This window comes from Agrobacterium sp. MA01 (assembly GCF_009650195.1).
Classification (GTDB): Bacteria; Pseudomonadota; Alphaproteobacteria; order Rhizobiales; family Rhizobiaceae; genus Allorhizobium.
The window spans coordinates 2,283,341-2,310,336 of record NZ_CP045854.1; the positions used below are offsets into that span (position 1 = coordinate 2,283,341).

22 protein-coding genes, 1 tRNA gene and 1 pseudogene are annotated in these 26,996 nt (G+C 59.4%); 12 read left to right on the forward strand and 12 right to left on the reverse strand.

Features of this window, described 5'->3' with window-relative positions:
- The first annotated feature begins 3 nt into the window (after positions 1-3).
- Both GH983_RS11085 and GH983_RS11090 read left to right on the forward strand, forming a co-directional pair.
- On the forward strand, positions 4-534 hold the full coding sequence (locus GH983_RS11085; protein ID WP_153762437.1) for a GNAT family N-acetyltransferase: 531 nt from the start codon (positions 4-6) through the stop codon (positions 532-534).
- Positions 535-794: 260 nt separating this feature from the next.
- The gene (locus GH983_RS11090; protein ID WP_153762438.1) at positions 795-1,457 is read left to right on the forward strand and encodes a hypothetical protein; all 663 of its coding nucleotides are present in this window, start codon (positions 795-797) and stop codon (positions 1,455-1,457) included.
- A 14-nt stretch (positions 1,458-1,471) separates the two neighbouring features.
- Here the strand turns inward: GH983_RS11090 and metH are convergent, their stop codons facing one another.
- Positions 1,472-5,233 (reverse strand): methionine synthase, encoded by a 3,762-nt coding sequence (gene metH / locus GH983_RS11095; RefSeq protein ID WP_153762439.1) that lies wholly within the window; start codon positions 5,231-5,233, stop codon positions 1,472-1,474.
- A 157-nt stretch (positions 5,234-5,390) separates the two neighbouring features.
- Between metH and GH983_RS11100 the strand changes: the two genes are divergently transcribed.
- Positions 5,391-6,647 carry an AGE family epimerase/isomerase gene (locus GH983_RS11100; protein ID WP_153762440.1) on the forward strand — a complete coding sequence of 419 codons (1,257 nt, stop codon included), beginning with the start codon at positions 5,391-5,393 and terminating at the stop codon, positions 6,645-6,647.
- 73 nt (positions 6,648-6,720) lie between these two features.
- Here the strand turns inward: GH983_RS11100 and GH983_RS11105 are convergent, their stop codons facing one another.
- Positions 6,721-7,464 (reverse strand): SIMPL domain-containing protein, encoded by a 744-nt coding sequence (locus GH983_RS11105; RefSeq protein WP_153762441.1) that lies wholly within the window; start codon positions 7,462-7,464, stop codon positions 6,721-6,723.
- 193 nt (positions 7,465-7,657) lie between these two features.
- Between GH983_RS11105 and GH983_RS11110 the strand changes: the two genes are divergently transcribed.
- A tRNA-Ile gene (locus tag GH983_RS11110) sits at positions 7,658-7,733 on the forward strand.
- A gap of 200 nt (positions 7,734-7,933) precedes the next feature.
- On the opposite strand, the pseudogene xerC reads toward GH983_RS11110, so the two are convergent.
- From xerC to GH983_RS11125, 3 genes and pseudogenes are all read right to left on the reverse strand, one after another.
- Positions 7,934-8,980, reverse strand: a pseudogene (gene xerC, locus GH983_RS24550) (tyrosine recombinase XerC); the annotation flags it as partial.
- A complete protein-coding gene (locus tag GH983_RS11120) occupies positions 8,877-9,146 on the reverse strand; it encodes an AlpA family transcriptional regulator (protein ID WP_083229527.1) in 270 nt (89 codons plus the stop codon). The gene GH983_RS11120 and the pseudogene xerC, both read right to left, overlap by 104 nt.
- 295 nt (positions 9,147-9,441) lie before the next feature.
- Positions 9,442-9,819, reverse strand: a complete 378-nt coding sequence (locus GH983_RS11125; RefSeq protein ID WP_069041085.1) for a hypothetical protein — start codon at positions 9,817-9,819, stop codon at positions 9,442-9,444.
- A gap of 222 nt (positions 9,820-10,041) precedes the next feature.
- On the opposite strand from GH983_RS11125, the gene GH983_RS11130 reads away from it, so the two are divergent.
- From GH983_RS11130 to GH983_RS11140, 3 genes are read left to right on the forward strand one after another with little or no spacing between them, the layout of a single operon-like run.
- A complete protein-coding gene (locus tag GH983_RS11130) occupies positions 10,042-10,776 on the forward strand; it encodes a hypothetical protein (protein ID WP_069041084.1) in 735 nt (244 codons plus the stop codon).
- Entirely contained in the window at positions 10,766-11,740 is a 975-nt protein-coding gene (locus tag GH983_RS11135; protein ID WP_069041083.1) for a hypothetical protein, read from the forward strand. Before GH983_RS11130 ends, GH983_RS11135 begins: the two co-directional genes overlap by 11 nt.
- 7 nt (positions 11,741-11,747) lie before the next feature.
- Positions 11,748-12,806 (forward strand): trypsin-like peptidase domain-containing protein, encoded by a 1,059-nt coding sequence (locus GH983_RS11140; RefSeq protein ID WP_150127363.1) that lies wholly within the window; start codon positions 11,748-11,750, stop codon positions 12,804-12,806.
- Between the two features lie 23 nt (positions 12,807-12,829).
- Here GH983_RS11140 and GH983_RS11145 read toward each other — a convergent pair whose 3' ends face one another.
- Positions 12,830-13,525, reverse strand: a complete 696-nt coding sequence (locus GH983_RS11145) for a hypothetical protein (protein WP_069041081.1) — start codon at positions 13,523-13,525, stop codon at positions 12,830-12,832.
- 517 nt (positions 13,526-14,042) lie between these two features.
- Between GH983_RS11145 and GH983_RS11150 the strand changes: the two genes are divergently transcribed.
- Positions 14,043-14,789 carry a hypothetical protein gene (locus tag GH983_RS11150; protein WP_069041080.1) on the forward strand — a complete coding sequence of 249 codons (747 nt, stop codon included), beginning with the start codon at positions 14,043-14,045 and terminating at the stop codon, positions 14,787-14,789.
- Between the two features lie 230 nt (positions 14,790-15,019).
- Here GH983_RS11150 and GH983_RS11155 read toward each other — a convergent pair whose 3' ends face one another.
- From GH983_RS11155 to GH983_RS11175, 5 genes are read right to left on the reverse strand one after another with little or no spacing between them, the layout of a single operon-like run.
- Positions 15,020-16,489, reverse strand: coding sequence for an aldo/keto reductase (locus GH983_RS11155; protein WP_069041079.1), 1,470 nt, complete (start codon positions 16,487-16,489; stop codon positions 15,020-15,022).
- 10 nt (positions 16,490-16,499) lie between these two features.
- A complete protein-coding gene (locus GH983_RS11160; protein WP_069041078.1) occupies positions 16,500-17,459 on the reverse strand; it encodes a branched-chain amino acid ABC transporter permease in 960 nt (319 codons plus the stop codon).
- Entirely contained in the window at positions 17,456-18,367 is a 912-nt protein-coding gene (locus GH983_RS11165; RefSeq protein ID WP_069041077.1) for a branched-chain amino acid ABC transporter permease, read from the reverse strand. Before GH983_RS11165 ends, GH983_RS11160 begins: the two co-directional genes overlap by 4 nt.
- The gene (locus GH983_RS11170) at positions 18,364-19,110 is read right to left on the reverse strand and encodes an ABC transporter ATP-binding protein (protein WP_069041076.1); all 747 of its coding nucleotides are present in this window, start codon (positions 19,108-19,110) and stop codon (positions 18,364-18,366) included. The genes GH983_RS11165 and GH983_RS11170 overlap by 4 nt, the downstream gene beginning before the upstream one ends.
- A complete protein-coding gene (locus GH983_RS11175; protein ID WP_069041075.1) occupies positions 19,107-19,919 on the reverse strand; it encodes an ABC transporter ATP-binding protein in 813 nt (270 codons plus the stop codon). The genes GH983_RS11170 and GH983_RS11175 overlap by 4 nt, the downstream gene beginning before the upstream one ends.
- A gap of 95 nt (positions 19,920-20,014) precedes the next feature.
- On the opposite strand from GH983_RS11175, the gene GH983_RS11180 reads away from it, so the two are divergent.
- From GH983_RS11180 to GH983_RS11195, 4 genes are read left to right on the forward strand one after another with little or no spacing between them, the layout of a single operon-like run.
- Positions 20,015-20,728, forward strand: coding sequence for a GntR family transcriptional regulator (locus GH983_RS11180; RefSeq protein ID WP_069041074.1), 714 nt, complete (start codon positions 20,015-20,017; stop codon positions 20,726-20,728).
- A gap of 12 nt (positions 20,729-20,740) precedes the next feature.
- Complete coding sequence (locus GH983_RS11185; RefSeq protein ID WP_069041073.1) at positions 20,741-21,091, forward strand: TIGR04076 family protein; 351 nt, start codon at positions 20,741-20,743, stop codon at positions 21,089-21,091.
- 1 nt (position 21,092) lies between these two features.
- The gene (locus tag GH983_RS11190; RefSeq protein ID WP_069041072.1) at positions 21,093-22,139 is read left to right on the forward strand and encodes an aldo/keto reductase; all 1,047 of its coding nucleotides are present in this window, start codon (positions 21,093-21,095) and stop codon (positions 22,137-22,139) included.
- Between the two features lie 46 nt (positions 22,140-22,185).
- Positions 22,186-23,424 (forward strand): ABC transporter substrate-binding protein, encoded by a 1,239-nt coding sequence (locus GH983_RS11195; RefSeq protein WP_236759399.1) that lies wholly within the window; start codon positions 22,186-22,188, stop codon positions 23,422-23,424.
- A gap of 132 nt (positions 23,425-23,556) precedes the next feature.
- On the opposite strand, the gene traA is transcribed toward GH983_RS11195, so the two are convergent.
- Positions 23,557-26,994, reverse strand: coding sequence for a Ti-type conjugative transfer relaxase TraA (gene traA, locus GH983_RS11200; RefSeq protein WP_069041071.1), 3,438 nt, complete (start codon positions 26,992-26,994; stop codon positions 23,557-23,559).
- Positions 26,995-26,996 lie beyond the last annotated feature (2 nt).

The following is a 26,996-nucleotide window of genomic DNA, read 5'->3' on the forward strand; positions in this document are numbered from 1 at the left end:
CACATGATAGAAACCGAACGCCTTCTTCTGCGCCCGCCCAACACTTCGGATCGCTCGGCATGGACAGCATTCCTCTCTGATCCGAAAGTGACGCGTTTCATTGGCGGACCGCAGGATGAGGCTGGAGCTTGGCGCAATCTGTGCCTCTTTGCAGGTGCCTGGAGCATCCAAGGATACAGTAATTTCTCCGTCATCGAGAAAGCGTCTGGCCGATGGGTCGGTCGCGCTGGTGCATGGTACCCGCCCGGCTGGCCCGGGCGAGAAATCGGATGGGCGTTTCATCGCACCGTCTGGGGAAGAGGATATGCGACGGAGGCTGCGACAGCCTGCCTTATCTGGGCGTTTGAGGAACTTGGCTGGACCGAAGCAATCCACGTCATTCACCCTGAGAACCTCGCCTCCATCGCGGTCGCGAAAAGGATTGGAGCGGTCCCCCAGGCATCCGAGACTGAAGAGAGAAATCTCGTCTATATCAGCCGTAAAGAAGCCTTTGCTCTCAGGCAGGCTAAAGGCAGCAGGCGCGAAGGCAATTAGGAATCTGCCTCAATAACTTACCGCCTGATTCGGAATCGGTTTGTGAGGAAGGTGAAGGAAAGGATGAGCCCTTCATTCCCGGCGCAACGAGTTGCGCCTCACCCTTCGGGCTCCTTCTCCCCGCAAGCGAGGAGAAGAAGACGCAGCCACAAAGAGACGGCCGCACGCAGGCAACTAACGGTAAAGCTAAATCAATCTTCTGCGTGCATACTTCGCTTGAATTTTCGAACGTGTTGAGGAAATCGAGTGAGGCCGCCCCGGTGATCAGCATTGAAAGTGCCTCGGCAAGCCGGTTGGAAGCCAGAAAAACGGATCGCGTTCAGACACAAGAGCTGAAGACCGGCGGGGGCGAGGTTGCCGTCCACGCAACAGGCTCCGAGCCTGATCACAATCTGCTTTCCGGCCTGGAAGAAGCGCTGACCGAGACACGTCGCAAGATCGCGGAAGACCGCCTCGATCGGGCTAAGGAGGAAATGCGGATCCTCCGTCAGTTCTCCGTCTCGCCGGCCTTTCTGGCGCAACGTGCAGCGGCCATCGGGAAGGAGCTTGGAAACGCAGCGACAGACTATACCGAGCTCGTTCGCGACAGCATGGAGACCGCACAGAGAGATCCAGGTTCCACTGCCGTCACCAATGGCATTGTGAGTTCAGAGCCTCCGTCAACGGCATCGCCTGTTGAAAACGCCTCCATCGCTACTCTGACGGAGCGCGACCAGGACACCCTCGATACCTTCCGCTCGGCAATCTACCAAGCACGGGCGCTACTGGATCTGTCCTTGGAGGACCTCATCCGGGAGAACGACCTGCAGGCCACCGACGAGCGAACTGCCGGTAGCTCCAGAGAGGTCATGCAATCCGCACTTCATGCCATCGACAATCTCAATCCCTTGAACGTTCTGCGCGCTCCAGCCTTCCACATCTGAGCGGACGCCCGCAATCACTCTGCAGCCACCGCCTTCGGCACATAATTCAACACCGGCCCCAACCAGCGCTCGACCTCGCGCACATCCATGCCCTTGCGCGCCGCATAGTCCTCGACCTGGTCTCGCTCGACCTTTGCAACGCCGAAATAGTAGCTGTCGGGATGGCCGATATAGAGGCCCGAGACTGAGGAGCCGGGCCACATGGCATAGCTTTCGGTCAGCGTCACGCCGGTCGCAGCGGTGGCATCGAGCAGCGAGAACAGCGTCACCTTTTCCGTATGGTCGGGCTGGGCCGGATAGCCGGGCGCCGGCCGGATGCCGGCATAGGTCTCCGAGATCAGCTCCTCGGGCGCGAAGGCCTCGTCGGGCGCATAGCCCCAGAACTCGCGGCGCACCTGTTCGTGCATGCGCTCCGCAAAGGCTTCCGCAAACCGGTCGGCCAGCGCTTTGACCAGGATCGAGGAATAATCGTCGTTGGCCCGCTCGAAACGTTCAGCAATCGCCACTTCCTCGATACCGGCGGTGACGACGAAGCCGCCGACATAATCCGGAACGCCGGTCTCTAGAGGCGCGACGAAATCGCTGAGCGCCACATTGGCCCGGCCCTCGCGTTTGGCGATCTGCTGACGCAGCGTGAAGAAGGTTGCGAGTTCTTCCTTGCGGCTATCGTCCGTGAACAGACGGATATCATCACCAACAGCATTGGCCGGCCAGAAGCCGATGACCGCACGCGGCCGGAACCAGTTTTCCGCAATGATCTTTTTGAGCATCGCCTGCGCGTCGGCAAACAGCTGTCGCGCCGCCTCGCCCTGCTTCTCGTCCTCGAGGATCGCAGGATAGCGCCCCTTCAGCTCCCAGGTCTGGAAGAAGGGCGTCCAGTCGATATAGCGGGCGAGTTCGGCGAGGTCATAGGTCTCAAACACCTTGGTGCCCGTAAAGCTCGGCTTGGTCGGCTTGTAAGCGCTCCAGTCGACCTTGACCGCATTCTCCCGGGCAGACGCCAGCGGCTGGCGCTGCTTCTCGGCTTCCGCCCGCGCATGGGCCTCGGCCACCTTGGCATATTCGCCCTTGATGCCCTCGACATAGGTCTCGTTGCCATCTTCGGCGAGCAGCGCGGAGACGACGCCGACGGCGCGGCTGGCATCAGTGACATAGATCGCCTGCCCCGCTCTGTACTGCGGATGGATTTTGACGGCGGTGTGCACCCGGCTCGTCGTCGCGCCACCGATCAAAAGCGGAATATTGAACCCCTGCCGCTGCATCTCGGAGGCCACATGCACCATCTCGTCGAGCGAGGGCGTGATCAGGCCGGAGAGACCGATGACATCGACATTCTCGGCTTTCGCCACTTCGAGGATCTTGGTGGCCGGCACCATGACGCCAAGATCGATGATCTCGTAATTGTTGCAGGCGAGAACGACGCCGACGATGTTCTTGCCGATGTCATGCACATCGCCCTTGACGGTCGCCATCAGCACCTTGCCTGCCGCCTGGCGCTCACCAGTGCCGCCATTCAGGCGCTTCTCTTCTTCCATGTAGGGCAGCAGCACCGCCACAGCCTGCTTCATGACGCGGGCCGATTTCACCACCTGCGGCAGGAACATCTTGCCAGCGCCAAAGAGGTCGCCGACGACATTCATGCCCGCCATCAGCGGCCCCTCGATGACATGCAGCGGACGGTCGGCCTTTTGGCGCGCCTCTTCCGTGTCGATGTCGATGAATTCGGTGATGCCGTTGACAAGCGCATGCTCCAGCCGCTTTTCGACCGGCCATTCGCGCCACGTCATGTCCTGCGTGCGGGTCTTGGCCTCGCCGGTGCCGCGATAGCGTTCGGCAATCTCCAGCAGCCGCTCGGTCCCGTCCTTGCGGCGGTTCAGCACCACGTCTTCGCAGGCCTCGCGCAGATCCTTGTCGATGCTCTCATAGACCGCGAGCTGGCCGGCATTGACGATGCCCATGTCCATGCCCGCCTGGATGGCGTGGTAAAGGAAGACGGCATGCATCGCCTCGCGCACCGGCTCGTTGCCCCGGAAGGAGAAGGAGAGGTTCGACACCCCGCCGGAGATATGCACCAGCGGCATTTCCTGCCGGATCGTCCGCGTCGCCTCGATGAAGTCGACGCCGTAATTGTCGTGCTCCTCGATCCCTGTCGCAACCGCAAAGACATTCGGGTCGAAGATGATGTCTTCGGGCGCAAAGCCCGCCTCTTCCGTCAGGATCCGATAGGCGCGGCGGCAAATCTCCACCTTGCGCTCGTAGGTATCCGCCTGGCCTTTCTCGTCGAAGGCCATGACGACGACGGCAGCACCGTAGTTGCGGATCAGTTTGCCCTGGGCGACGAAATTCTCCTCGCCCTCCTTGAGCGAGATGGAATTCACCACCGCCTTGCCCTGCACGCATTTGAGGCCGGCCTCAATGATCGGGAACTTCGACGAGTCGATCATCACTGGCACCTTGGCAATGTCAGGCTCGGCCGCGATCAGGTTGAGGAACTCGACCATGGCCTTTTCCGAATCGATCAGGCCCTCATCCATGTTGATGTCGATGATCTGCGCGCCATTCTCCACCTGGTCGCGCGCGACGACGAGCGCTGCGGAATAATCACCAGCCGTGATCAGCTTGCGGAACTTGGCAGAACCGGTGACATTCGTCCGCTCGCCGACATTGACGAAGGGAATGTCCTTGGTCAGCTCGAAGGGCTCGAGCCCCGAGAGCGACATGAACGGCCGATGCTCGGCAGGCGCGCGCGGCACCCTGCCCTTCACGGCCTCGGCAATGGCGGCGATATGCGCAGGCGTGGACCCGCAGCAGCCACCGACCACATTGACGATGCCCTCTTCGGCAAAACCGGCAACGAGCTCCGCCATCTCTTCCGGGCTCTGGTCATATTGACCAAACTCATTCGGCAGACCGGCATTCGGATAGGCCGAAATGAAGGTGTCGGCGACACCGGACAATTCCTGCAGATGCGGCCGCATCGCATCAGCGCCGAGCGCGCAGTTGAGGCCCACCGCAAACGGCTTGGCATGGCGCACCGAATTCCAGAAGGCCGTCGGCGTCTGGCCGGAGAGCGTCCGGCCTGAAAGATCGGTGATCGTGCCCGAGATCATCACAGGCAGGCGAATGCCCTTGGCGAGGAAGCGCTCCTCGCAGGCAAAGATCGCAGCCTTGGCGTTCAGCGTATCGAAGATCGTCTCGATCAGGATGAGATCGGCACCACCATCGATCAAGCCGTCGATCTGCTCGCCATAGGCAAGGCGAAGATCGTCGAAGGAGACGGCACGGTAGCCGGGATTGTTTACGTCGGGCGAGATCGACGCCGTACGATTGGTCGGCCCGATGGCACCGGCCACGAAACGCCGCTTGCCGTCCTCCCGCTCGGCGCGCCAGGCCGCCCGGCGCACGAGTTCCGCACCATGGCGGTTGAGGTCGTAGACCGCCCCTTCCATCTCGTAATCGGCCTGGGCAATCCGCGTCGACGAAAAGGTGTTGGTTTCAAGAATATCCGCACCCGCCATCGCATAGCGGAAATGGATGTCTTCGATGGCATCAGGCTGGGTGAGGATCAGGAGGTCGTTATTGCCCTGCTGATGGCAGGCGCAACCGAGGAAGCGTTCGCCGCGAAAGTCGTCTTCCGTCAGGCCAAGACCCTGGATTTCGGTACCCATCGCGCCATCGAGGATCAGGATACGCTCGCGCGCTGCTTGGTTGAGCGCCTTCAGGATCTCCGCCCCGTCACGGTTTGCGCCCTCGCGGCCGAACAGTTGATCGAGCATCTGCGAACTCTCCTATTGCGTATGCGACACGCCCAAATCACATAAAGATATCTTTATGTCAACAATTGATCCACTTGTGCGTGACAAAGGCCAGGCGGTGGAAGCGGCGTCGGTGATCGGCTATAGAGGCTGCAACGCTGCTTTCAGGGAGGAAGAAATGTCGGAAAATCAATCACAGCTGCTGCCGTCCACCCCCTGGAGCGCCCGCCCCTATCATCGCAGATGGCTGCTGGCACGCGCCGACGAGCTCTTCGGTTTCTTCACTGGCCCGGCCATCAACCCAAAAGGCGGCTTCTACGACCTGTCGCGCGACGGCAAGCCGCTCAGCCTCGACAACCCCGCGCGTGGCATCCATGCCAGCGCCCGCATGGTGCATTGTTACGCCATCGGCCACCTGCTCGGCCGGCCGGGTTCGGCCGACATCGTCGATCACGGCATGCGTTATCTCTGGGAGCGCCACCGCGACGAAAAGAATGGTGGTTACTTCTGGCAGGCTGATGACACAGGCGCCGCCGACGACACGAAGCAAGGCTACGGCCACGCCTTCGTCCTGCTCGCGGCCGCCTCGGCCAAATGCGCCGGCCATCCGCTCGCTGAGGCCATGCTCGCCGACATCACAGAGGTGATCGACGAAAAATTCTGGGAAGACGAGCACGGGGCCATCGCGGAAGAATTCTCACGCGACTGGCAGCCGGTGCCCGGTTATCGCGGCCAGAACTCCAACATGCATCTGACCGAAAGCCTGATGGCTGCCTTTGAGGCGACCGGTGAGAGGCATTACCTCGAAAAGGCCGAGCGCATCGCCGACCTGATCATCAACCGCCGCGCCCGCGAAGAAGCCTTCCGCGTCGCTGAGCATTTCGATAAAAACTGGGTGGTCGACCGCAACTACTATCATCCGAACGAAATGTTCCGCCCGGCCGGCACCACGCCCGGCCACTGGCTGGAATGGGCCCGCCTCATCCTGCAGCTCTGGGTACTCGGCGGCAAGCGACAGACCTGGATGCCGGGGGCGGCACGCGGCCTGTTCTTCCAGTCCATGGCGCTCGGCTGGGACAAGGACAAGGGCGGCTTCTTCTATACGCTCGACTGGGAAAATGCCCCCGACAAGCGCGCAAAGCTCTGGTGGCCGCTCTGCGAAGGGGCAGCGGCTGCCCACTTCCTCAACCAGCATCAGGAAAGCGACTTCCACGAGGAGAGCTACCGAAAGATCTGGAACTACATCGCCGGCAACAGCCTCGACCGCGAGTTCGGCGGTTGGCACGAGGAACTGACCGAGGACGGCAAGCCGTGCAACAGCCTCTTCCCCGGCAAGGGCGACATCTACCACGCCCTGCAGGCCTGCCTGATCCCGCTTTTCCCGGCCGACGGCAGCCTGACCAAGATGATTTCGGAACACCCGCTCGACGTCTGACCGTCGGCGAATGCAGCAAAGACAAAAGGGCCGGAAGACCGGCCCTTTCTCATTCTCGCAACAGCGTTGGCGCTTACTGCTCGATCGCATAGGTGACGTTGACGGTCACCGTATAGAGGTTTTCGCCGGATGCGATCGGCACCGACTCGTCCGCCATCTTCGCCATCGGCGCCGCGGCATACATCTGCGGCATCGGTCGGGCGAAATTCTCCGAGATCTCAACGACACGGCCGAGTTTGACGCCGGCGGCCTCCGTCAGCGTCTTCGCCTTGGCGGCGGCCTTCTCGACCGCCTGCTTGCGCGCTACCTCGATCGCCGTCTCCGGATCATCATTGGTGAAGGTGATGCCGCCACCCTGGTTGACGCCGAGCTTTACCGACCGATCGATGATCTCACCGAGCTTGGCAAGGTCACGCACCCGAACGGTCAAACCGTTGCTGACGGTATAGCCGACGATCACGGGCGCCTCGTAGGTGCCATCGGTTCTGGTTTCCTGCTTGTATTTAGGCTGGATCGAGAAATCCGTGGTCTGCAGGTCCTTCTCGGCAATCCCTTGCGCCTTGAGATCTGCCAGCACCTCGCTCATGGCAGCACTGTTGGCCGAGAGCGCCTCGCCAGCAGTCTCTGCGTCGCGAACGACGGAAAGCGAAATGACGGCCATATCGGGCGCGATCGCAGCCTCACCCTCACCCGAGACCATGATCGTCGCCTCGCGACGCTCGCCCTCAGCAGCCACGGCTTGGGCAACAAAGCCGCTCGAGAGAACCGAACCCGACAGAGCCGTGGCCATGACGAGCGCGCGTGTAAATTTCAGCATGAAATGTTTCCTTGTGTCCCGCAGCGCCGGCGGACCTCTTCGTCTCACCCGGCACAGATGCCCTTCCGACATCTGTGATGACGCGTGATTGTGAAGCCAATGCGGCAGAGGCTTGTCGCATACCTGAAATTGCGTTAGAGCCCGTGACCGGTGCGGGGTGACCATAACCCGCCCGACGGCATCACGCCGGGCTGGGCCTGTAGCTCAATGGTTAGAGCCGGCGGCTCATAACCGCTTGGTTGGGGGTTCGAGTCCCTCCGGGCCCACCACTTCTGCTTTCCAGCATTGTTTTTGCATCATTTTCTCCTTGTATTGTCTCACTGAATTCCCGACCCGCCGAAAGTGGGACATTCCGCCGGGCCACGTAGCTTCTCCGCCGCTCAAAACCAGCATCGATAACGCGCTTCGACTGCGCTGTTTTCGTGTAGTGCTGAGCCATCTTCGAATCGGACCAGCCGAAAATGGCCATGAGCTGATGTTCAGTGGCACCCGCTTCTGCAAGGATTGTGGCCGAAGCTTTTCGAAGTCCGTGAGACGAGCATTCCGGTAGCCCGGCTTCATCGCACCATTGGCGCATCTTGTTGCCGAAACCGTTGGACATGAACGGCTTGCCGTATTCCGTAACCAGGAAGGTCGGCTTGTCATGAGTGATGGTATTCAAAGCATCGTTGAGCTCTGCGGTGACCGGCAAGCTCAAAAACTGCGCATATTTGCCCGCGCCCTTTTGCGGCACGAACTCGATGCGATCGCGAAACAGGTTGCGCCAACCAAGCTTTACAAGGTCCGATCGCCTGACACCGAGGTTCACCATCAGCTCGAATGCCAATCTCGCCGTCGTCCCAAGTGGATAGACGGTGCGAAACCGATCAAGTTCGATCTCGCTCCACGAATGGAAACCGTCTGATTTATGAATTTTTGTTACGCCTTCCGCGGGGTTGAAGGTCGCGATACCTTCCTTGATCGCCCAATTGAACAAAGCCTTCAGATACTTGACGAGTTTGTCGGCGGCTCCAGGCGTCTGACTGCGCTTCATCTGGCTTGCCTCAACGTCCGACTTCCGCATCTTCTTGAACGGCAGGTCTCCGACAAGCGCGCAGTAGCGGTTAAGGACACTCTTCTTGTCGTTCTTCGTCGCAGCCGAATAGGTCTGGAAAAGCTTTGACCGGTAGTAGGTCTCCACCAGCCAGAGAACCGTCCCCTCTTGAACACGCTTTGGAGGCAATGGCCTGCTGCCACGATCGCCGGCAATAACGCGATGATACTCTTCAGCGAAGGCTACCGTAATGCTGCCTCGCTCATCGAGATATGGCGCCGTCATCCGGTATTTCGACAAGCCTGGAATCCGGACGTAGTAGCGCTCGTTGCCAAACCGGTCGACATCGCGATTGCAATAGCGAAACGGCGTGCTGGCTCTACCCAACCGTCTTGTCGAAGGGGTTTTCGAGGTCATCTTCGACGTCTCCTTCCTGGTGCGCATCAACAAGGTCGTACCAGCACGCCCGAAGCTGGCCAGCATCCCAGCGGCGTAAACTTCCAATCTTGACCCCTTTTGGCATCAATCCCTGCCTAACCCAATTGTCGAAAGTGCCGGGCGACACATCAAGGAGTTTAGAAGCTTCCAGCCTGCCAACGGCGAAACGCAGAAGAGGCGGATCTGAACTACGAGAAACATGGGTCTTCATCCTAAGTCTCCAGCTTTACTCGATTTCAAACAGGGCAATCGGATCAAAGCGCGACCGCTCATGTTGGAATTGCCCAACGACGAGCAAGGGCGCCTTCAAGCGGTCGCAAACGGCAATAATCGGTTGCATTACCCGGCCCGTAAACAGACAAATTTGTCGTGATTGAAATCCCGGCAGCTCTTGTCTGCCCCGCCCCCGTTGAGCCTTCGCGTTCTATTGAACGCAGCCTTCGAGGCACGTTGCACTACGGAGAAAAGGTCGGAAGACCAATGCGGGCCTAGACGCAGGACCGCTCCTACTTCGCTGCATCTGCGATAAGATAACGCATGATTTCGAGCATCTGCATGCGTTCATCGTCGCCAAGTTGATCTAATGCCATACGGATTGGGTTATCCAAAGAAGTTCCGCGCAAAAGGTCAATGATTGCTCGGGCAGCGTCCAACGGTCGATCCCCAGATGGAGGCCTCTGGCTGTCGGGATCGCAGGCCTTCTCATCCCATGGCCATCCTGTCCCACGGAGGAAATGCAGGCGAGCCATTTTTCTAACTGCCACGTCGCGGCTCTCGGTCACTTCATAGACCTTGAACACGGAAAGCCCCGTCTGACGCGAAATGTCAGGCACACTGATATTCATAGCGCGAAGCCGTTTGGCCTCTTCTTCCGTGGCGTTCAAAAGCGCGCTCCTCGACAAAGCTTCCACTCACACCACGGATACCGCGCAGATCCTTAAAGTGGTCTTCCCGAACGGCAAACGCCGAGACGAAAAATGTCCGGCGAACAACCGATATGATCGCCAAGGCCCTGAAATGTTTGCGTATGCATCACAACCGATAAGGGTCCTTAAGCGAAAATTAGCGCCTAGTGAGCGACGCTACATCCCTCGCCGGAGTTCCAGATGCATTTATCGCCCAGACTTCCTTCAGTTCTCGTCTCAGCACTTTTCGCCTATGCCGGGATCTCACATGCAAGCGAACCGACGCCAGTTCTAGAACTGGCGAATGCGCCCGGCTTCACTGAGCGCTACGCCGGCAACACTCAAGTCAACGGACAGTTTCTCTCTGGCCTGTCTTATGTCAGTGGCCTGCCAACTGGGGCTTTCAAAGACCTCAAGGTTGCATTTATTCGAAGAGATGATGCAGCACCGCAAACACTTTGCGTCCGATTGACGTCTGACGATGGGCGCTACTGGGCGGCCAACATGTATCGTGCGACAGGACTATTCAGCGTGCCGCCAAGGGTGCCAATCCCAACCAAGTATCAAGAACAGCTGGACCTCTACGGCGCAAATAGTCTCCTCATGCTTGCGACAGTTGCAACCGACTGCGCGGAGACAGCCGAAAAAATTTATGTTCCGGGAATCATTGGCCAAAGCGATGAAGAGCAGTTGCTGCTGGCGCATGTCAACGTCAGCCAGAGCAAGGTGCTGGCGAGACTTGAGGCGGAGGACCATAGCGTCCTCCAATCTGGAAGCTGCAAGAAACCTGCAGGCGGTCCGCGTGTGACTTACTCCCACATCTGTCAAGTTGCGATCCCAGCAGCGGCCAGAGGCAAGCCAGTCAAGCTCGTCATCGGCGTGAAGGGATTGACCGGACAGGCGACCGAACAACGTTACGCAATTCATGTTGACTAGATTCAAGCGTCTCTGCCGCAATCCGATTGCTGCATCGTTCGGCGTGGCGGCATTGCTCGCAACGGCGGCCACCTCCGCATTGTTCTGGTTCTCTGCCAACTCGACAACGCTGACATCGATCAAGGCAAACACCGAAATCGTCTCGTTCAGCGTCTTCAATCCTGAACTCGCAATCATCTACGCGCGAGGCTTAAAGGTAAGCACTTGGCCTGATGATGAGAGCCGGGAGAACCAGTGCTTTGAAGGCGCATTTCTACCTGGCGTCGGTGCTCAAGTAACATATTTGCGCACTGAAAACGGCCCCCTTCAAATAACTATTGAGGGCCGAGGCGAGCTTCGCAGCCCCCAGGGCAATGTTGTACCGTTCGACGGCGAGTTGCTACTTTTTCGAGATAACGAAGAATGTGGCACACTCCAAGCGGAGCGCTTTCCCGTCTGGGGGCCGGGTCAGATTGGATCGCCCTTCTCAATGCGTGGCGACGGACCAGGACCGATCCTTGTTTCTGGATCTCTCGACGTTTTTGGTCGCACCCTGAACCTCCCTCTGCTTGGCGATGGCGGCTCTCTTTACGCCGCCATCGAGGGGATGGCTGTACCGCCAGGCAGTTTGATTGAAACGAACGTTAGACAAGGCGTTCCAGGGAACGACGATGCCGAAGCCGCCATGTTCGGCTTCATAGAAGTGAATGAGACGGATCCGGGTTTTTCCCTATCAGTATCCACTGAGTCACGAGAACTGCGCCTGACTCCCCCCGGGGCGCGCGCTGACAGCAGCAGAATTGACCTTGGCTTGTTCGTTCAAGCGCTGAACGACCCCGGCTTCCTGAAAATTCAGCTGTTCTTCATTTTCATGTTTGCACTTTGGCCGTTCGCCATTGAGCTAATTAGGTCTGCATCATCAGCAATCAGTAAGGCCGAAGATGAGAGCAAGGATACTGCCGGGCCCAAAATCGGTGAAGGCTGAGAGAAAGATGACAACCAACACCCGCCAACTCTGCACCACTGCCTTGGTAGGCCTCGCGCTTTCACTATCGCAAGTTTCAGCGACTGCGGAAACAGTGATGCTATCCCGAGGAGATGACACTTTCGGCCAAGGATGGCTGTTCCTGGATGGCTCGGGAAACTGCCGCATCGCAACCCCCAGGCATGTGATTGAAGCGGCTGATGGAACGCTGACGACCCCGGACTTGCTCGACAGTTTCGGCCGTCTTCATCCAACGGCAAATCCTGTGCCTGCGTTAGATGCAGATCTAGACCTGGCGTTTCTGACTGTCGGCGGGCCGATCACGCAGGAGCCGTGTAGCAGAGACCGGGTCCAAGCGACGCCGCTTCAGCCCATCATCGATCGCATCAAGCAGGCGACGCTGGAAATCACGACGCCGACGGAACGGCAATCGATCACCGTTGCCTTTCGCGCTTTGTCACGAGACAGCGAAGGTGGCAAGATCATAGCACTGTCAGCCACTGATGCTGGGGCATCGCTGCAAAAAGGGATGAGCGGCGGCACGATCATGAACAACGGCAGACCGATAGCGATGCTGTACGAGGTCGATCCGGACGAAGGTATCGGTGTCGCCTTGCGCTATGATCAGATTGCTGTCGAACTGCAGAAGATCTCAGGCGGCGTGAAGCCCCAGATACAGCACAACCTCCCATTTCAGAGCCTGATGCTTACTAAGGGACGCATCTCGAAACGCGACAGCAGCATCGGCGCCTTCCTTGCGGAGAGATCCCCGCTTTATCTATCGCCGACAGACGATCGTGTGACGCTGCTTGTCGAGATGGATCGGCTATCCAACATCAGCGGCATACGCTTGAGCGGACAGGGGCTGTCAGGTCAAGGTGCGCTGATCGTTGAAACGGACACAGACGGACAGGGGTTCGTTCCGGGTACGCGCTGCGAGCTATCAGACGAAACCATATGCGGCATGTCAACCAGACGTGTGTCACGCCTTCGACTGACGCTAACCGGCCCTAAAACAGCAAATTATATGATCAACAGTATTGAGCCATTCAGCGACGATCGATAGCCGCCAAATACCCGAAAATTTCTCTAGTCCTTGCTCACAGGCTTATCGCTATCAAAAAGGTGCAAAACGACCGGAAACAAAAAGCCTTTCTCTATATTGCAGCTACCAAACCCGTGAATAGTAAATCCATCGTAATCATCGAATTCAAAGCTACAAATTTTTGTTTGAGCCTGGAAATTAAATGGAACAACCACCGTAATCAATCCACCTCGAATATTTCCGGAGCCACGAAAATCTTCAGATTGCTCCCTATCATTCAAAAGTTTAACTTTAAACTCAAGCGAATTACTTCCCGGATAATCAGATGCTAAACTAAATTGGTACCCACGCTCATTGAAATATCTCACAAGATCACTTTTTCCAACTTCGTCTATTACTTTCTTGTCACCACTATCGACCGCGTCCTGCATTTTCTTAGGGAGAGAAGCCGTGATGACAAAGGTGTTGAAACCAGCAAAATGTGCACGAAGCGCCAGCGAGCGAACGTTCGGATCTTCGACTGAGAATGCTGTGCGGATTGCGAGCTGAACCTCGGTGGCGTCGCCTTTTTTGAGGATCTCATCTAGCTGGGCCAACCTCATCACCGGATCGGGATCGTTGATTGCATCAATGACCGCCTGAAGTTCACCGTAGCGGGCAGTTGCATCCGCAAACACCGGGCTTGATATCGACAACGAACAAAGTGCTGCAGAGACGAACAACTTGGAGAAAAATGTCATTGGGGAGCTCCTAGATTACGTCACAGCATTATCAAGCGTTTGATAACCTAGGGTTAAGTCCCTGCGCGATTTGCTCGTACACGCCTTGGACCCGCCGGACATCACGCGCGCTCTGAGGCCAGATTAACGGCAGATCTCCTAAGGCTGCGTCAGATCATTTCACCCCAATGCTTCAAACGAACCGCTACACCGTTCAGGCCATTTCAACTGACAGGCCCAGACTGCTCCAGTATACGGCGTGCAACGTCTGACGCGCGGCAGATGCGCATGAGCTGGTGCTTCTTGCGCGCTCAAATCCGCTTTCCCGACCCGCAGTCGATGTTCGGCCGAGCGCAACGTACAGTCTCACCACGGAGAGGTCCTCAGCTGAACCCATAGCTTTTTAGCGAGCAACTTAATCGAAACGAAACAGCGAGGTTGCATCATCAAAGGAACTCGACGTGCCCATGTTATAGACTGTTGGCTCGGCACGAAATCCAGACTTTCCGCCGCGCCTCACTGAAGAGAATGGTATTTCATGAAGCTCGCATACTCTTCCCTGATCGCTTTTTCTCTGCTTATCCCGGCCGCAAATGCCGCGACACGAGAAGAATTCAGAGGCGGATGGTCGCGACCGTGCGGAGAAGAACAAATTTGCCGGTTGGATATCGATGACATGAAGTCGCGCAAGACAGTCGAGATCAAGTTCTCGGTTGAAGGCAACGGACAGAATTGTAGTTGGTCCGTTGATGCGGTCTACGACAAGAGTTTGGGCGGACCGGTCGCCATGGACCCCTATGGCAACTACGGCTTCTACCTGGCTATCCTTGCCGACGGACGCCTTTATTCGTCCGGCACCATGATACAAATCTGCGGCCCTCAGCCGCTTGACCAGTACTACACCTCGGACGTGCAACATCTGATCGACTACCGATCTGTTTTCGACCACAACGGTTCCGAGATGGACGTCGATCCTGAGGCCGGCACAATCCTTTACAGGGCACCAAAGCCGGCCATAGCGGGTACCGTCAAACCACGAACCCTCCTGTTCAAGGCTGACCGCCCCTGGGACGTTTACGACGAAAAGTCGGTGGTGGAAGGAACTGCGTATGTGTTCAAGAAGGGATGCGAGCCCGCCCCTTATCGCGTTTCAGGACGCCACGAAGGTTGGCATACGCTAATACTGCAAGGTCCCGCCCCCATTCGCGAGAAGAACGGCTGCAGGGTGATCGGCTACAAAAACAACGGGAACTCCACACTGAAATTCGTCAGCTTGGGCGATTGATTGCACCCACTTTTGCTTGCCTCGGCGCCCAAGGGCGACAGAGTCGCGGGCACAACCAACTACCCCGTCAGATTCGGCACACGATCATCTCAGGGAAATGGACATGCGTCACGTTGCTGTCCATGTCCACGTACTTTGAGGTCATCAACTGTGCGTGCGAATCAAAGCGCTAGGGATATGTCGAAGTTTTGATTTTTACCGGCAGAAATATCCAGTTTCCATGCCTTCGGCTAAACTACAGCTTCTGCTTCAATCTCGACTTCATAATCGCCGACCAGAGCGCCAGCCTCGATCAAGGTATTCGCCGGAAGAACCTCGGAAAAGAAACGGCCATGGGCACGCGAGACCGGCTCCCATTGTGACGCATCCTTGAGATAGATGCGCGTGCGAACGACATCATCCATCTTTCCGCCAAGCGCGGAAATGGATGCTGCAATCTTGTCGAGAATATAGGTCGCCTGAGCGCCCGGATCGCCGGGTGCCACACAACGGTTACTTCCGTGAGTCGCCGTGGTCCCTGATACCAGAATTCGATCGCCAACCCGCACGGCCCGGCTGTAACCGGCAAGCGGCTCCCAGATGCTACCGGAGGATACACGGAAGCGATCCTCGCGCCCCGGCACGGGAACCGACTTGTAGACAGACGGGATCGCATCGAGGTGATGACTAAGGTCACCAGATGCCGTCAGGAATGGCGGCTTTCGATACTCATCACCGCAATCGCCGGGAATAGGTTTAGCTTTTGCAAAGGCTCCGTCGAGCAGAGCCCGATCATCACCATCCAGTTTGAAGCTGAAGACCTTCAGATTGTCATCGCGATGCTCGTTTTCACCGAGCCGTGCCCCGATGATCGTGGCGGCAACGGCCGGATGTTCGAGAACCCAGCGGCTGGCCACGTTGGACATCGAGACGCCGTGCTTGCGGGCAATCACGGATGCTGCCCGCAGAATATCCTGGTAGACGGCCCATCCGCCGGCCGTATCGATGAAGCGCTTGTATTTCGAGCGGCTCCAGTCGGGGATGGACGCAGGCTCCGGTTTATCCAGCCACTTCTCTGACAGGAAGCCGCCACAGAGCGTACCATAGGCTAGAAGCTTTACGTCCCGCCTCAGGCAGAGTGCGGACAAATCGTCCGCAGCCCGCCTGTCGATCAGGGAGAAGGAGACCTGATTGCTGGCAATCTCGATCCCGTCTGACAGTGCGAGATTGAGATGGGCTGCATCAAAATTGGTGAGGCCAAGGGCGCCAATCAGTCCCTCCTCCTTCATCGCCTGCATTTCATGCAGGGCATCGAGCCACGCCGGGTGTTCGAAGGTCCACCAATGGAATTGCAGAAGGTCGACCTTGTCGACGCCAAGTCGATTAAGCCTGTCCTCCACGCCCCGGCGCACCACATCGCGCGTCATCGGACCGGGCTCGGGACACCATTTGGTGAAGGCCACCGGTTTCTTCTCACCAGCGCCATAGCGTTTCAGGAGATGGCCAGTGATGATCTCCGCCGATCCGTAATGATCGGCCATGTCGAAACTGTCGAACCCGGCCTCCGCATAGGCCTGAAGGGCATCAGCCCCCTGCTCCGGATCGACCGTAGCGCCATTCTTTTCGATATCGGCAACCTGCCAGAGGCCGCAGACGAGACGGCTGATCGACAGGTCCGGGGTGAGATTGATGCGTTCGGGATGCTGGGACACGGGGATCATTCCTCGATGGTCAGGATGGTTTGTTACGGCTCAGGCGTGCGAGCGGGCTCACCTCGCCGAACAGGCCGCGCGGGCGCAGTAGAAGCATGAGGCATAGCCCGACGCCGATGGCGACAATCTGCAAGGCGGCGGCCCGTGCCTGTTCCTCGGGCGGTACGAAGGCGGAGACGGCAGCGGCCGTGAGAGCCCAGAGCCCCCAGACGAGAATGGCCCCGGCAATGGCGCCGCGATTGTTGCCGGAGCCGCCGACAATCAACATGGCCCAGACCTGGAAGGTGAGAACCGGCATATAGTTGTCGGGCGCGATAAAGCCGATGAAATGTGCCTGGGCGGCCCCTGCTAGGCCCATAATGGCGCCGCCGACGGTGAACGCCTGCAGGCGAAAGCGGACGGGCCGTTTGCCAAGCGCCTGGGCGGCCACCTCGTCTTCACGGATCGCCCGCAAGACGCGGCCCCATGGGCTGCGCGACAAATGCTGCAGCCCGAGATAGAGGCCCAGCACGACAAGGGCCATAAGTCCGCAATTGGCGAGACTAAAGAGCAGCGCATTGCCCTGCAGATCGGCGAAGGGGCGTGGAATGAAGCCGATCCCGAAGGCCCCCCCAGTGACGCTCTGCAGGTTGAGCATGCAGAGCTGGACGGTGACGGCGACGCCGAAGGTTGCGATGGCAAGGTAGTCGGATCTCAACCGGATCGTCAGCGCACCAACGGCCCAGGAAAGCGCTCCCGAGACGACGGCAGCCCCCAACCACCCAACGAAAATCGGCATGCCAAAGCCGCCAAAGCGCTCTGCCGTTTCAGGTGTAGTCAGAATGGCCGAGGTATAGGCACCGACCGCGACGAAGGCGGCGATACCGACATTGAACAAACCCGTCATGCCCCACTGAACATTCAGCCCCAGGCAGATGATTGCATAGGTGAAGGCCATGGTCAGGAAGAAGGCGCCATAGGCGATAAGGTCGATGCTCATGTCGATTTTCCGAACAGGCCGCGGGGGCGGACGAGAAGAACCGCAATCAGGATGGCAAAGGATACCGCCGCCCGCCATTCAGCCCCGATAAGCTGGACCGTAAAGGCTTCGGAAAGGCCGATGAACAGGCCGGCGATCATAGCGCCTGGAACCGAGCCAATACCGCCAAGAATGGCAGCCGCAAACAGGGGCAGCAGAAGGTCATGCCCGAGATAGGGGCGGATCTGGATGATCAGGCCGCTCATGATGCCAGCTATGCAGGCGAGTGCGGCGCCCAGGAACCAAGCCGTTCGTATGACCCGGCGGACATCGATGCCGGCGATACCGGCAAGGCCGGGATTCTCGCTGACCGCGCGCATGGCCCGGCCGATATCCGTCCGCGTCATGACGAGATGAACTGTGATGACAGAGACCAACGCCACGGCCAGCATGGCCAGCTGGTCCGGCGTTGCTCTGAGACCAAGACCCAGCTTCATGGCAATCTGCAGCGCCTGGCTAAAATAGGCGGGCTTTGAGGTGAACAGGAATTCGAGCAGGCTGCGCAGAGCAAGCGACGCGCCAAAGCTTGCCATGACCATAATGATGATGGCGCTGCCGCGTCGTCGGAAGCTCGAAAATAGTGCTGCGTCCACGGCAAGCGCCAGGAGCCCCGTCAATGCGACGGCGAGCACCGCTGCGATCGGAAGCGACCAGCCAAAGGAAAAAGGCCCAATCGGGATGGTCAGCCCCGCTGCCAGGACGCCAAGCGCACTGCTGATGCCGAGTGCGAGATAGGCACCCCAGGACAGAAGTTCTCCATGCGCAAAATTCGAGAAGCGCAGGATCGAATAGGTGAGCGTCACACCGACCGCGCCGAGGCCAATAATTGCGCCAGCAATCAGTCCGTCCATCAGGAATTGCGGGTTCATCGCGCTACCTCACTGGCTGCGCGACCAGTCGTGCCGAGATAGATCTTGCCGATGAGGGGATCATCGGCGAGATCGGCAGGCGTCCCCTCGTGGCGGATCTGCCCTTCGGCCAGAATGACAGCGCGATCGGCAATCGCCATGGCCGCCTTGACGTTCTGCTCGACCAGAACGATCGTCACACCCTCACCATTGATGCGCTTCAACATTGAAAAGACCTCGCCGACGATCTTTGGCGACAGCCCTGCAGATGGTTCGTCGAGGATGAGAACCGGCGGATTGAGCGCAAGAGCGCGCGCCACTGCCAGCATTTGTCGCTGACCGCCGGAGAGCGCGCCGGCCAGCCGTTTCGGCTTTACGGCAAGATCCGGAAATCGGGTCAGCATCGTCTCGATTGCAAGGTTACGCTCTGATTTCGGCAGGAGCGCCACGGCGATCTGGAGGTTTTCCAGAATGCTCATGCTGGCAAAGACATTGTCCGTCTGTGGGACGAAGGCCAGACCTTCGGCCAGTTTACGGTGCGGAGCGACATCCGTGATGTCCCGGCCTGCCAGATGAATTCGACCCGAATGCACCGGCACCATGCCAGCGATCGCCTTGACGAAAGTGGATTTGCCAGCGCCGTTCGGCCCCAAGAGGATCACGAGTTCGCCCTGTGCGACGGAAAAATCCACGCCGCGAACAATGGGAAGGTCCGGCTCATAGCCAGCGACCAGCGCTGCAGTGTTGAGAACCGGATCGGTCATGCGCCACCGCCAAGATAGGCTTCGACGACTGCAGGATTAGCGGCAACGTCAGCTGGCGCGCCCTCGGCAAGCAGCTTGCCAAGCGCCATGGCCACCACCCTCGAGCACAGCCTCGATACCATGTCCATGTTGTGCTCGATGAGCAGGATAGACTTGCCCTCAGCATTCAACGCCACCACCCGCTCCATGATCACTTCAAGCAAAGCGGGGTTTACCCCCGCGGCCGGCTCGTCGAGGAGGATCACCTGCGGGTCGGCCATCAGAACGCGCGCGAGTTCCAGAAGCTTGCGCTGCCCGCCGGACAGCACGCGTGCGGGCTCATGGGCAAGCCGCGAAAGCGTGACGAACTCCAGGATCGCATACGCTTTCTCAAGTGCTGCCTTTTCTTCGCGACGCACCAGACCAGCTTTGAGGAAATTGGCAAACAGGCCTTCGCCCGTCTGCTTTTGCGCCCCAACCAACAGGTTCTCAAGCACGCTCATTTCCAGAAAAGGGCGTGGGATCTGGAAAGTCCGTGCGACTCCATGGGCGATGCGCTGCTCCGGCGCTTGGCTGGAGACTTCAAGACCCTCGACCCAGATCTCGCCAGAACTGGGCTTGAGGCTGCCTGCCAGCAGATTGAACATGGTGGTCTTGCCCGCACCATTCGGGCCGATCAGGCCCAGGATCTCGCCCCGAGCGAGATGGAGCGACATGTCGGAGACTACGGTCAGCCCATCGAAATATTTCGTCAGATGCCGTGCTTCGATGGCAGGCGGTGCTGCGGCACTCTGAAACGATCGTGATGGTTGGGAATGGGCGGCAGCCATCTTCAAAAATGAGCCTTGATTTGATCCGTGATGTTTGATCAAACTTTACGTGGACGCGAAAATCAACCGATATTTCCGGGAGGCTTGGAGGCGGGATGACGGACACGATTGGCCAATCGGACGACTTCCTCACGCCTGTCGGCCGCGAGACTTTGCAGGACCGCGTCTACGACCAGCTGCGCCGTACGCTGATCAACGGCGGCTTTGCCGCAGGCGACATGCTGCGGATCGTCGACATGGCAGATCGGCTCAAGACGAGCACTATGCCGGTGCGGGAAGCGCTCGGCCGGCTTGTATCCGAACAGGCGCTGGAAGCCCTGCCCAATCGCTCAGTCAGGGTCCCGCTGATCACCCGCGAACGCCTCGATGACCTGGAGCGTGCCCGCATCCTCATCGAGGGGCGTCTGGTGGCGCTCGCCTGTGACAGGTTGACGGCGGAAGACATCGAAAGCCTGAAACAGATCAACCGGGATTGCGAGGCAGCTTTCGAGCGGCATGGCCAAGACGTCGGCCCAGTCACCTCTGAAATCAACCATCGCTTCCATTTCCAGATCTATCGCGCCGCCTCCTCACGTGTCCTGATCCCGATGGTGGAAAGCCTCTGGCTCCAGTCCGGCCCGGTGGTTCGGGCCGCCGCCCATATCCACGACGAACAAGGCGGATTGGCTGCGACGAACCATCACTGGACACTCATCGAGGCACTCGAGGCGCGCGACGAAGAGGCTGCGGTCAACGCACTTTCCAATGACATCGGGCGCTCGTTCGATCTCGTGCGAGGGCGTCTCGACGCCGGCGAAGAAGCGGCGTGAGGGAAGACACTGATGAGCGGAACGGACGACACATTCGAGCTCTTTGACCTGCGTGTCGAGGTGGTGGTCCCCGAAAATGGTACCGTCTACTGCGGCGCCAAGCCCGGCGACTATTTCGAGCTTCAGGGTGAAATGCTCTATCTTCCGCCGGGACAGGGAATATCGATTTACTCCCTCGCCTCCGTCCTTCCCTTGCTGGCCGCCAAGCAGCGCCCGACCCATGCGCATGACTGGATGACGACGGATGCGGACATCGCCTGTCCAGATCCCAATTGCTCCACCCGATTGCGAATTCGGCGCACGGGCCTTCGCCGTTTCAGCCATGCCGCCACGACAGCCGTGCCCCTCGAAGGAAAAGAGTAACATGCAGCGTATCTCCATCGCCCCCGGTTACGAGATCTCCCGCGTCATTCGCGGCGGATGGCAGCTTGCCGGTGGCCATGGTGCCATCGATGAGGAGATGGCCATTGAAGACATGATGGCCTTCGCCGACGCCGGCATCACCACCTTCGACTGCGCAGACATCTACACCGGCGTGGAAGACCTGATCGGGCGCTTCCGGCTGCGTTACCGCGACATGCGGGGCCAGGCGGCCCTCGATCGCATTCGCGTCCATACCAAGTTCGTACCCGATCTTGGCGTCCTGCCGACGATCACGAAGGCCTATGTGGAAGGCGTGATCGACACGTCGCGCAAGCGGCTGAACATGGAGCGCCTGGATCTCGTCCAGTTTCACTGGTGGGACTACGAGATGCCTGCCTGGCTCGACACCCTCGGCTGGCTGAAGGAGCTTCAGCAAGACGGTCGGATCGACAAGATCAGTGCCACAAATTTCGACAGCGACCATGTCACGGCAATCCTTGATGGCGGAATCCCGTTGACCTCGCTGCAACTGCAATATTCGCTGCTCGACCGTCGCCCGGAAAAGCGCATGGTGGAACTCGCGGCCCGCCACGACTTCGCGCTGTTCTGCTATGGCACGGTCGCCGGCGGCTTCCTCTCCGACCGCTGGCTCGGCCAGGCCGAACCGGAGCATCCGCTCGAGAACCGCTCGCTGACAAAGTACAAGCTGATCATCGATGACCTCGGTGGCTGGGAACTGTTCCAGGTACTGCTGTCAACGCTTCGCAAGGTGGCGGACCGCCATGCAACCGACATCGCAACGATTGCCAGTGCCGCCATGCTCCGCCGGCCAGGCGTGACCTCAGTCATCGTCGGCGCGCGCAATCGCGATCACCTCGCCTCCAACCTCGCCATCTCCAATGTCGTCCTCTCGGACGCCGATCTCGCGGAGATCGACACCGCCCTGGCCGGCGCCCGCGAACTGGAAGGCGACGTCTATACGCTCGAGCGGGACCGCAGCGGGCGCCACGGCAGCATCATGAAATATAATCTCAACAAAGGGGAATGACATGAACAAGGGAAATCAGATGAAACGCCTCGTCCTCGCGTCCACCATGCTCGCGGGCTTTGCAATCGGTGCAGCACCTGCAGCGGCACAAGAATGCGACATCACGGTCGGCGTCGTCATGGAACTGACCGGCCCTGCCGGCGAGTATGGCAAGGCCGGCGCGAAATCAGTCGAGATGGCCTTCCGTGACTTCAACGAGGCGGGCGGCGTTGACGGCTGCAAGCTCGTCATGGACACACGCGACAGCCAGAGCCAGGGCAATGTCGCCGTGGATCAGGCCACACAGCTCGTCAACATCAAGAAGGTGCCTGTTATCATCGGCGGCATCATTTCTTCCGTCTCGATCCCGATCCTGACCTCGGTCACGGCACCAGCAGGCGTCGTGCAGGTTTCGCCTGCATCCTCCTCACCGACGCTGACAGCCCTTGGTCGTGACGGCAAAACCAATGGCGTCTTCTTCCGCACCATCACCTCGGACGCGCTGCAGGGAACGGCTGCCGCCAAATACGCGCTCGATCAGGGCATGAAGAAGATCGCCATCATTCACGTCAACAACGACTTCGGCAACAATCTGATGCGGGAGTTCACCGCCGCTTACACCAAGCTCGGTGGCACGATCACCTCGACGACACCGTATAACGAAAAGCAGGCGAGCTATTCCTCGGAGGCTTCGGTCGCCATGGAAGGCGAACCGGACGCGCTTTACCTCATTTCTACACCGGTTGACGGTGCAACGATTGCCCGCGCCTGGATTTCTGGCGGCGGCGTGCAGAAATTCCTGTTCAACGACGGCATGAACTCCAAGGACTTCATCGCCAGCGTCGGCCCACAATATCTGAACGAGGCCTACGGCACATCGTCGGGAACGACGCCGACGACATCGACCGAATACTTCAACGCCAATTACGCGGAATTCTCCGGTGGGATTGAACCGTCTGCCCCGGCGGCCGATCGGTCCTACGATGCCGGTGCCATTGTTGCGCTCGCCATCGCCAAGGCTGGCAAGGCCGACAAGGACGCGATCAAGACCGCGATTTCGGATGTCACAGCGCCTGGCGGCACGCCGATATACGCTGGCAAGGCGGAATTCGAGAAGGCGCTCGGCCTGCTCAAGGACGGCAAGCCGATCAAATATGAAGGCGTCATCGGCCCTGTGAGCTTCGACCAGTATGGCGACATCACTGGTCCGTTCAGGCTCTGGAAGATCACCGATGGCGAGGTAACAACCGTGGGCCAGATGGAATCGTCGGAAGTGGCAGAAATCAAGGCTAGTCTGGCGAAGTAGCCACCAAGGCGAGCAAAGAAATGGGCGGGCAGTCGACGCCCGCCAACGAATAGAAGCAAGTCAATAAAGATCGAAGCCAAGACGGATGTCGATCACTCTCAGCCGCCAGTCATATCCGGGCGGCTGAGACATTCAAATGCCCATCGAAAGTCCTTTAATCTGACTTCTAACCAGTTCATATTTCCTGGTATTGGCGGCCTCCTTCGCCTGATGCGTAATTCGCGCCATCTCGGCCAGCCGTGCCAAATCCCTCCTCTCTGCCTGTCTCCTCGTCAGCTCGATTAGGTCCTTATGGCGCAGATCGTCGGTTCCAAACCGCTGCCTCATCGCATCGGCGACCGCCTCCGCCTCCTCAAGCGCCCGCCGCCCCTCCGGCATCCCGACAAGCTTCTCCAGAAACGCAGGCTTCTTCGCACGCTCGAGTCCATCCAACTGCCTGAGTATCTTCTCACTCTGGGCGCTTAAGCCCGGCACCTCGATCACATCCTGTTTCTCCCGCTTCCACTGTTCGGACTTCACCGCCTCCTCATATCGCCTCGTCCAGTGGCGTGACGCGCGTCCGACATGGGCACCTAACGGGCCTGCCAGTTGACGCGCTTGCCTGCGCTCCCGATTTTCGCCCAGGAGCCCAGCCTTGCCAAGCAGCGCACCGAATGCCTCCGGACTTTTCGCCACCGCGTCAGCCAGATCAGCGACATCACCGTTGCGTTCACGGAGCGTCTTTGCGACCAGTCCGGCAAATTGTTCTGGATTGGCAAACACACCGCGCCCAAGTGAGCGCACACCACCGAGTACCTGTTCGAGATGCCGCGATACCTCTGCCAACGCCACCTCCTCGATCGTCTGGGCATAGTGGGTGATCACCGGCACAAGCGGCTGGACCTTGCCGTCTTGCGCATCGGCTGACGGACCATTCTCCGTCCGATGCGCCTGCCCTATCTCTGCCCTTGCAGTCTCCTCGAAGGGCTGCCGATCGGCGGGCGGGCGAACGCGCTCACCCAAAGCGCCGTAGTGAGCCGCCATCCGATCGTCAGCCCGCTGTGCCGCATCCCGTTGTGGCGTTGGGCCCATCACGATCTCACTCGTGACACCAATGCCCTCCCCAAGCCCGCGCCGGGCAGCGAACGCATCGGTGTAGTCAAGCACCGTCTCCTTGGCGCCGGATCGACCAAGACTGGCGGAGAGTGTCTTCATTTCCTTCAGCTCATTGCGGCCGGCATAAAGCGTGACTGCCTCCCGGTGCCTGGTCATTGCGACATAGGTCAGATGCCGATCCATGGTGGCGGATGCCATGACGAAGGCACGATCAACCGTGGCCCCTTGAGCCTTGTGAATCGTCGTTGCGTAGCCATGGTCAAAGCTCTGGTAACTTCTGACCGGTATCGAGATGACACGGGCAGCATTCTGCCCTGCGCCGTCGAGCCTTAACTGTAGTGCGTCAGGCTCGACGGCCGTCACCGTTCCCAGCATCCCGTTCTTCACGCCAAGATCCCGGTTGTTCTCCAGGAGCACGATGCGGTCACTTGGCGCAAAGCCGCGCTTGCCGTCATTCGTCTGATAGACGATCTCCCGGTTGACGCTGTCAGCCCCCTGCCCTTGACCTTCACGGATGCCTTGCACGAAGTCTCCCAGAGCAGCTTTCGCCAGATCTCCCCGCGCCTGCAATGCTGATCGAACCGCATCGTTGATGGCCCGGACATCGATACGCCGATGCGCCAAGGCAACGCGTGAACCCTCCGGCCGTGCATCCCGATCGGCGAGATAATCCCGCATCAGCGCTTCGCGTGCACCCTCCCGGTTTTCGGCAAAGCGCACCTGGTCGCGTTCGGCATAGGCGGACAATCCCTCGCCTGTCCGATGGGTGGCAAAGGCAATCGAGGCCTGCCGCTGCCACTCCTCTTTCTGCCGGCGGATCTCCGAGAGTTCTACCGCACCGATCCGCTCTGCAATCGCCCGGAACGGAGACCCCGCCCCAATCGCCTGCAGCTGTTCGTGATCGCCGACCAGCACCAGTTTTGCGCCGCGACGCTCGACCTCCTCGACGAACCGTCCGAGCTGTCTGCTACCGACCATGCCCGCCTCGTCAATGACGAGGATGTCACCGGACTGGAGCTCCGCCCTGCCCGCCTGCCAGCTGTGCTCCCAGGAGGCGAGCGTGCGGGAGGTTATGCCGGAGGATTCCTCCAACCCTTCCGCCGCCTTGCCGGCAAGAGCTGCTCCATGAACGCGGTAACCTTGTGCTTCCCAGGCTGTCAGCGCTGCTGCCAGCATGGTCGACTTGCCGGCGCCTGCAAAGCCGATGACCGCGGCAATGCGCTCGGGACCGGTGACATGCCGGACCGCAAGCCGCTGCTCTTCGCTCAGTCCTCCTGGGGGAGTGTAGCGGGACGTGACCCAAGGGACAGTTCGCATTTGCCGTTCAACTGTCCGCGAGCTCGAGCCATCTGTCATTGCCCTGATGGCCTCGTCCTGTAGCCTCAAGGCACGGTCGACATGATGTCGGTCGACGCCATGGCCACTCCCATTACGGGATGCGTGCGAGCCGGCCTGCGAAGGTGAGTGGCGGCTCATGCGATCCGCACGCACGGCCATGGCGTGCTCGATCTCCAGCATCTCGCGTGTCGTATAGCGGGCAAGCTCACCACCCGTCTCCTTGCGCAGTTCTACCAGGGCCTTCGAGCCCATCACCGCGGCGAACGCATTGCGGAACTGGCCGGCATCGTCGATGTAGCGGTGGAGTGCCCTCGCGACATCGTATCGATCGAAGACGCTCTTCTCGCCGGTGATGAGGGTCAGCACCTGCTCCGGTTTCTCGCGGATCAGCTCGGCATTGCGCCGTGCCGCTTCCGCATCGATCCGTGTGCGGGAGACAGATCCTCCCCGCCGGTCGATCTCGGAGGCATGCACACCCATGCGCTCGGTCGGCTCGATCTCCAGCCCACGCTCCAGATGCGAGCGATGATCGATCCTCACCTCATGGCCTGCCAGCATCAGTGCCCGGTTGGCATGCGTCTCCCAGGCGTGGCGGATTTCCCGCAACTGCATCTGCGCCGTCGGCAGGTCGTGGTTCAGCAGCCATTTGTTCTCCCGCTCGATCAGCGTCTTCTCGCCAAGTCCTGATGCCTCGACTTTGCGCGTCGTCATCATCACATGGGCATGGCTGTTGCGGATGTCGCTGTCGCCGCCGGGCGCATGAATGGCAAAGTCGACGGCTGCCCCATGTCGGTCTGCAAGATCACGGGCAAAGGCACGAACCAGCGTCAACCTCTCTCCCGCATTCAGCTCATGCGGAAGCGCCACCTCGAACTCCCGCGCCAGCCGCGCATCCTTGCGCTTCTCGGCAAACTCAACCGCATTCCACAGCACAGATCTGTCGAGCGCCCACCTCGCCTCCGAGCCCTCGGGAAGTACGATCTCCACATGCACGACGCCGGCCTTGGCTGTGAAGTCATGCACCAGGCCGTCGCGCTCGTTGACGATCCGGCTTGCCGTTCGATAGGCGATTGCGGCCACGGCACTGCGGCCGCCCGAGCGGCTCACCGGCTTCATGCTGCAATGGTAGATCGCCATTC